8 protein-coding genes are annotated in these 5,764 nt (G+C 53.9%); 6 read left to right on the plus strand and 2 right to left on the minus strand.

The genetic code is table 11. The annotated features are described in order from the left end of the window. The 3 genes from AQR02_RS00675 to AQR02_RS00680 all read left to right on the plus strand — a co-directional run. Window positions 1-613, plus strand: a 613-nt coding sequence (locus tag AQR02_RS00675) for a nucleotidyltransferase domain-containing protein (protein WP_245237009.1), incomplete at its 5' end; no start/stop codon positions are given. Continuing rightward, entirely contained in the window at window positions 577-768 is a 192-nt protein-coding gene (locus AQR02_RS30920) for an RNA 2'-phosphotransferase family protein (protein WP_245237011.1), read from the plus strand. The genes AQR02_RS00675 and AQR02_RS30920, both read left to right, overlap by 37 nt. 22 nt (window positions 769-790) lie before the next feature. Beyond that, a complete protein-coding gene (locus tag AQR02_RS00680; protein WP_054938946.1) occupies window positions 791-1,306 on the plus strand; it encodes a mismatch-specific DNA-glycosylase in 516 nt (171 codons plus the stop codon). Between the two features lie 93 nt (window positions 1,307-1,399). Here the strand turns inward: AQR02_RS00680 and AQR02_RS00685 are convergent, their stop codons facing one another. Further along, on the minus strand, window positions 1,400-2,359 hold the full coding sequence (locus AQR02_RS00685) for an MraY family glycosyltransferase (RefSeq protein WP_187388798.1): 960 nt from the start codon (window positions 2,357-2,359) through the stop codon (window positions 1,400-1,402). 96 nt (window positions 2,360-2,455) lie between these two features. Here AQR02_RS00685 and AQR02_RS00690 point away from each other — a divergent pair, with 96 nt between their 5' ends. Continuing rightward, entirely contained in the window at window positions 2,456-3,142 is a 687-nt protein-coding gene (locus AQR02_RS00690) for a YjjG family noncanonical pyrimidine nucleotidase (protein ID WP_054938947.1), read from the plus strand. Between the two features lie 127 nt (window positions 3,143-3,269). Continuing rightward, complete coding sequence (locus AQR02_RS00695) at window positions 3,270-3,935, plus strand: stalk domain-containing protein (RefSeq protein ID WP_054938948.1); 666 nt, start codon at window positions 3,270-3,272, stop codon at window positions 3,933-3,935. Window positions 3,936-4,036: 101 nt separating this feature from the next. On the opposite strand, the gene AQR02_RS00700 is transcribed toward AQR02_RS00695, so the two are convergent. After that, a complete protein-coding gene (locus tag AQR02_RS00700) occupies window positions 4,037-5,020 on the minus strand; it encodes a ring-cleaving dioxygenase (protein WP_054938949.1) in 984 nt (327 codons plus the stop codon). 177 nt (window positions 5,021-5,197) lie between these two features. Between AQR02_RS00700 and AQR02_RS00705 the strand changes: the two genes are divergently transcribed. Beyond that, the coding region (locus AQR02_RS00705) for an AAC(3) family N-acetyltransferase (RefSeq protein ID WP_054941938.1) at window positions 5,198-5,764 on the plus strand (567 nt) is incomplete at its 3' end.

A 5,764-nucleotide genomic window follows, 5' to 3' on the forward strand; every position in this document is an offset into this window, starting at 1 on the left:
TCTGCTGGATATTAACGGCTGGGATTTGAAGAAAGGCCTGACGCTGTTCCGCAAATCCAATCCGCCGCTGCTGGAGTGGCTGCAGTCCGGTATCCGTTATGAAGAAAACTACACGGTGGCAGAGAGCATCCGCAAGCTTTCGCCGCTTGGCTTTTCACCCAAGTCATGCATCTATCACTATCTGAACATGGCGCGGGGCAACTATCGTACCTATCTGCAGGGCAGTGAGGTCAAAATCAAAAAATATTTCTATGTGCTCCGCCCGCTGCTGGCCTGTGCCTGGATAGAGAAATACAATGAGGTTCCGCCATTGGAATTTTCCGTACTGGTAGAGGAGCTGATTCCGGCTGGCACCCTCCTGAGAGAGACTGTGAACAACCTGCTGATCCGCAAAATGTCCGGCGATGAGCTGAACCTGGAGCCGCGCCTTGAAGTGATAAATACATATCTGGAGCAGCAAATCGCCTATTTTGAAGAGGCAGCTTCCCGGTTTGGTCCGGGGGACGGCATATCGGATGAAGTGCTGGATGAGCTGTTCCGCGCGGCGTTGGCAGAGGTATGGGGAGAAGATAGCTTATGGACCGCAGGTGTAAGCCGGCGGAGCGGCAACTAAGGGAGGAAACGCCAGGCACCCATGTGCTTCTTGCAGCAGACACGGTTAAGGCCGCGGCTTCCGGTGTAACCTTCTATTATGCGGGCAACGAAGTGTGGCTGGCAGACCCGGTTCCTGCAGACTGTATAGCTGTGCTGGGAGAGCCGGAAGTATAACTAGTGAAGCGGAGGGCTGTTCATGGAGGAAGTACCGGATCACCTGGAGCACGGTCTGCAGATTGTCTTTATCGGCTATAACCCGAGCATCCGCTCAGGAGAGCTGGGGCATCATTATGCGAATCCTCGCAATAACTTCTGGCGGATTCTTCACCAGTCGGGTCTGACGCCGCGCCTGTACGAGGCCTCGGAGGATGGAGAGCTGCTGAAGCTGGGTTATGGCTTTACGAACATTGTCGCCCGTCCGACGGTAGGCGCGGAGGATATCACCCGGCAGGAATATACTGAAGGGCGTGAGCTGCTGCGCGGGAAGCTGGCTCTGTACCGTCCGGAGATTGCCTGCTTTGTTGGCAAAGGGGTCTATACGGAGTTCAGCCGCAGAACCAAGGCAGAGTGGGGGTTCCAGCAGACAGAGCCGGTCGTTGACGGTGTACGCGAGTTCGTTGCCCCGTCCTCCAGCGGCCTGGTCCGTATGCCAATGGAGGAGATCGTGGCTATCTACCGCAGATTATACGACTTTACCCATGAGGGTGTTTGAATGATGTAACGGATTCATAGAAAAAAACCACCCTTACCAAGCAAGGGTGGTTTTGCTTATCTCAGCAGCCGAAATAACCGGCATGCTTGAATATCAGGTCTCGATCAACAACAGGATGATAGAAGACAGCGACAGGCAGACACTAACCAGATACAGCACGGCAACAACCTGCTTCTGGTTCAATCCGGCTTTGAGCAGCCGGTAGTGTACCTGGCTGGCATCGGCCTGATAGATCGCTTTGCCTTGAATGAACCGTTTGATTACGACAAAAATATTGTCGAAGATCGGCACGCCCATCGCGAGAATCGGGATGAACAGCGACAGCACAGTAGCCTGCTTAAAGGCTCCGTCCAGTGCGATTACGGCCAGGATAAAACCGAGGAAGGTAGCGCCGGCATCACCCATAAAAATTTTGGCAGGTGCCTTGTTAAAGCGTAAGTAAGCCAGGGTCACACCGACCAGAGAAATGGCCATGATGGCGGATGCGGACTGGCCCTTCATGAGCGCAACGATGAACAGTGTGATTGCTGAGATCGCCGTAAGTCCTCCCGCCAGGCCGTCCATGCCGTCGGAGAAATTAATGACCGTAGTGACACCGAAGATCCAGACGATCGTCAGCACGAACTGCAGAATGAACGGCAGGGAAATGTAGTCCCCGGAGAACGGGTTGATAAACCCGGTAAAAGCATTGCCGGACAAGAATACAAGAATGGCCGCCGCAATCTGTACGATAAACTTGGGGAGCGCCGGGAAATCCTTGCCTTTTGTCTTGTACCAGTCATCAATAGTACCTATAGTGAGCAGAAGCACCCCGCCGATGAAGAGGGCGAGCGTCTCCAGCGAGAAATCCCGGGCAAACAGCAGGTATGTAATGAAAAAACCGATAAATATCGCATAGCTGGCTGTCAGAGGAATAGGCTCCCTATGGATTTTACGTTCGACATCCTGCCGGGGCCTGTCCACAAAATCAAGCCGGAACGCAAGCTTGCCTAGCGGAGGGATGAGCAGGTAAACGATGAAAAATGACACCAGGAACGATAAAACGTATAAAATGACAATCACCACCGTTGATTTTTTTAAACAGGTCTGTCTAAATTATATCGCAGAGCATGTTATCTTGTCGATTGTACATAAATTTGGAGGCGAATCATGAAATACGATGTAATTTTATTTGATGCGGACGATACGCTGTTTGATTATGGAATGGCAGAGGGGCAGGCTTTCATGAATGTGTTTGCCCATTTCGGGCTGCCGACCGGAGCTGAGGAGTATGCGGCCAGCTACCAGACCATCAACCGGGCGCTGTGGGCAGATCTGGAGGCGGGACGGATTACGTCTGCTGCGCTGCGGGTGGAACGGTTTAACCGGCTGTTTACCGCCCATCGGCTCGATTTGAACCCGGAGGAATTCAGCGAGGCCTATTTGCGGTTTCTGGGGGAAGGCACATTTCTGATTCAAGGCGCGGTAGAGCTATGCGAGGAGCTGGCGGCCTTTAGACTGGCAATTATTACGAATGGAATCAAAGAGGTGCAGCTGTCCAGAATTAAGGGGTCGCCGCTTGCGGACACTTTTGAGCAGATTATTATTTCAGAGGAAGCGGGTTATCAAAAGCCGGCCACCGGCATTTTCGACTATGCTTTTGAGAAGCTGGGGATTACGGATAAGCGCAGGGTGCTGATTGTCGGGGACTCGCTGACCTCGGATATCCAGGGTGGAATCAACTACGGCATCGATACCTGCTGGTTCAATCCGCTGGGGAAAGCTAACGGTGCAGGGATTATGCCGACCTACGAAATCCGTGAGCTGGCTGCACTGCTGGAGATTGTCCGTGAATAGCAGCAAGCGGGCCGCTTACAGGGCGTTTTTCCGTTAGGAAAAAGGTTGGCGGGGTTCTCCTGGTGGTAAATATATGAAGACGCAACATTCATTTCTACATCATTCTAATACACGGGAGAGGATAGCTATGAATTTGAATAAAAAATGGCTGATTGCCGCGGTCGTTACAGGCATGGCGGTGACCGGCTCAGCAGGGGTCTATGCCGGAGCCAAATTACAGCAGATCAAAGCTTATTTAAACCACAGCATTGGAGTGGTCGTTGACGGTACGCCCTACTGGCTCAAGGACGGCAACGGCAAAACCTTAACGCCGATCACCTACGAAGGTCTTACGTATCTGCCGATCCGCTCAGTTGCAGATGCCCTGGATGTGCCTATCACGTATGATCCCGTAAATTATAAAGTCAGAATTGGCAGCGGTGCGGACACGGCCGAAACGCCGGGAACTTCCGGAAGCACTCCGGTGGAGAGCACGCTGAGGCCGGTCAACCTGCCGAAGGATTTTCCGATCCCGGGAGATGCCATCATTGCGACTACGGTGGATACGGATGCTGACGGTGTGAAGAAGGCTGCGTTCAGCTATTCCACGCAGGAATCGCTGGATACCATGGGCTTCGTGTACAGTGAGTATGTCCGGATTAAACGGCTGGACAATGCCTCGCAGACGGTGACTTCAACAACGGTCAAAATCAGCGGCCTTCTGGGCGGCACAAGTCCGGTATCGATCACAGGCAAGCCGTCCACCGCCCGTCCAGGCTTCACTATCTTTACGATCACCTGGTCAGAGAGCTGATCTTAATTTCACCTGCTGAATAGGGAATAACATACAAACAGCTGCGTTCCAGGGCCGGAACGCAGCTGTTTGTGTTGCTGTTAGAAGAGGCAGGCCGGGACTCAAGCCTGCTGACGGGTATCCAGCGGATTGAGATGGGCTACAATCTGGGCGCGTTTGTCTTCCAGAAACGGCGGAAGGGCAAGGGATTCGCCGAGATGCTCCATAGGCTCGTCAGTGGCAAACCCGGGCCCGTCCGTAGCCAGCTCGAACAAAATGCCATTGGGTTCGCGGAAGTACAGGGAACGGAAGTAGAATCGGTCAACGAAGCCGGAATTAGGCAGCTGGACGGTGCGGATGCGCTCGATCCACAGCTTGAGCTCCTCCTCATTGTCGACCCGGAAGGCGACATGATGCACGCCGCCCCGGCCGAGCCGCTCCTGCGGCAGATCTGTGCGCTCTTCCAGACGCACTTCAGCACCGGAGCCGCCTTCTCCGGTTTCAAATACCACGACATCCGGCTGTCCGGCTACGGGTGATGGATAGCTTCCTTTGCGGCGGAAGCCTAGGAGATCCTCCAGGACGAGCGCGGTATGTTCAGCCTTCTCAACGGTGAGATGAGCGGGGCCGAGCCCGATAATGCCGTATTCGGCCGGTACCGGGCTGTCCGCCCATGGCTTGCCCCCGGCAACGCCCTGATTGTTCTGATCGGATACGAGCAGGAACCGCTGTCCCTCGTGATCACGGAAGCCCAGCGTCAGGCGGCCGCCGCGTTCAGCGATGGTCTCATGCTCTACGTTAAGGTCTGTAAACCGCTGCTTCCAATAGTCCAGTGCCTGATCATCCGGCACGCGCAGCGATAGTGCGGAGATGCTGTTGTTGCCGTCACGGTTGCGTCCGGCGTTCGGAAGCTCGAAGAAGGTCAGCTCTGTGCCGGGATTGCCTGCTTCGTCGCCGTAGAACAGGTGATAGACCGAGATGTCATCCTGGTTCACCGTTTTTTTGATCAGCCGCAGCCCAAGCACTTCGGTGTAGAATTTGTAATTCTCCGGCGCTCTGGCTGTAATCGCAGATACATGGTGAAGGCCTTTTAATGTTAAACTCATGGTGTACCCTCCTCTGATAGTTTATTAACAAATACAACTGTATGGAAATGTAGGAATAAGTCAGTTACTGTTCCATCGGAAGTTTAGTGAATAATATTAAGTTACTATAATTTTATAAGTAAAATGCGATGAATGCAAGCAGAGATTTTAACCTGTCCAGATAAGGAGAGAAATGTAATGCATACCGAAGCCAGCCTGCTGAAGCAGCTAAAGGAGCTTGGAATTAATCCGCGGGGGACACTGCTGGTTCATTCTTCATTCAAAAGCATCGGACCCGTGCAGGGTGGTGCAGATACGGTACTGGATGTGCTGTCAGAGTATATGAAGGAGGGACTGCTCGTCCTGCCTACGCATACCTGGTCGTATATTGATGCTGGTCATCCGCGGTTTTATGTGGAGGAATCGCCTGCCTGTGTCGGCATTCTGCCGGAGCTGTTCCGGTGGCGCCCGGGTGTCATCCGCTCCTGGCATCCGACCCATTCCGTGGCTGCCCTCGGCAGGGATGCCGAGGCTTTCACTGCCGGAGATCACCGCTGGGATACCCCATGCGCCCGGGGGTCGGTCTACGGCAAGCTGCTGGACCGGAGCGCGGAGATCATGCTGCTTGGCGTGGATCTGCGGCGCAATACGTTCATTCACGGCATTGAGGAATGGGTAGACATTCCCGGCAGAATGACCGATGAGCCTGAGCTGCTGTACACAATCGCTCCCGATGGGACGGAAATTGCCGTGCCGTCACGCAGA

This window comes from Paenibacillus ihuae, from assembly GCF_001368795.1.
Lineage (GTDB): Bacteria > Bacillota > Bacilli > Paenibacillales > Paenibacillaceae > Paenibacillus_AQ > Paenibacillus_AQ ihuae.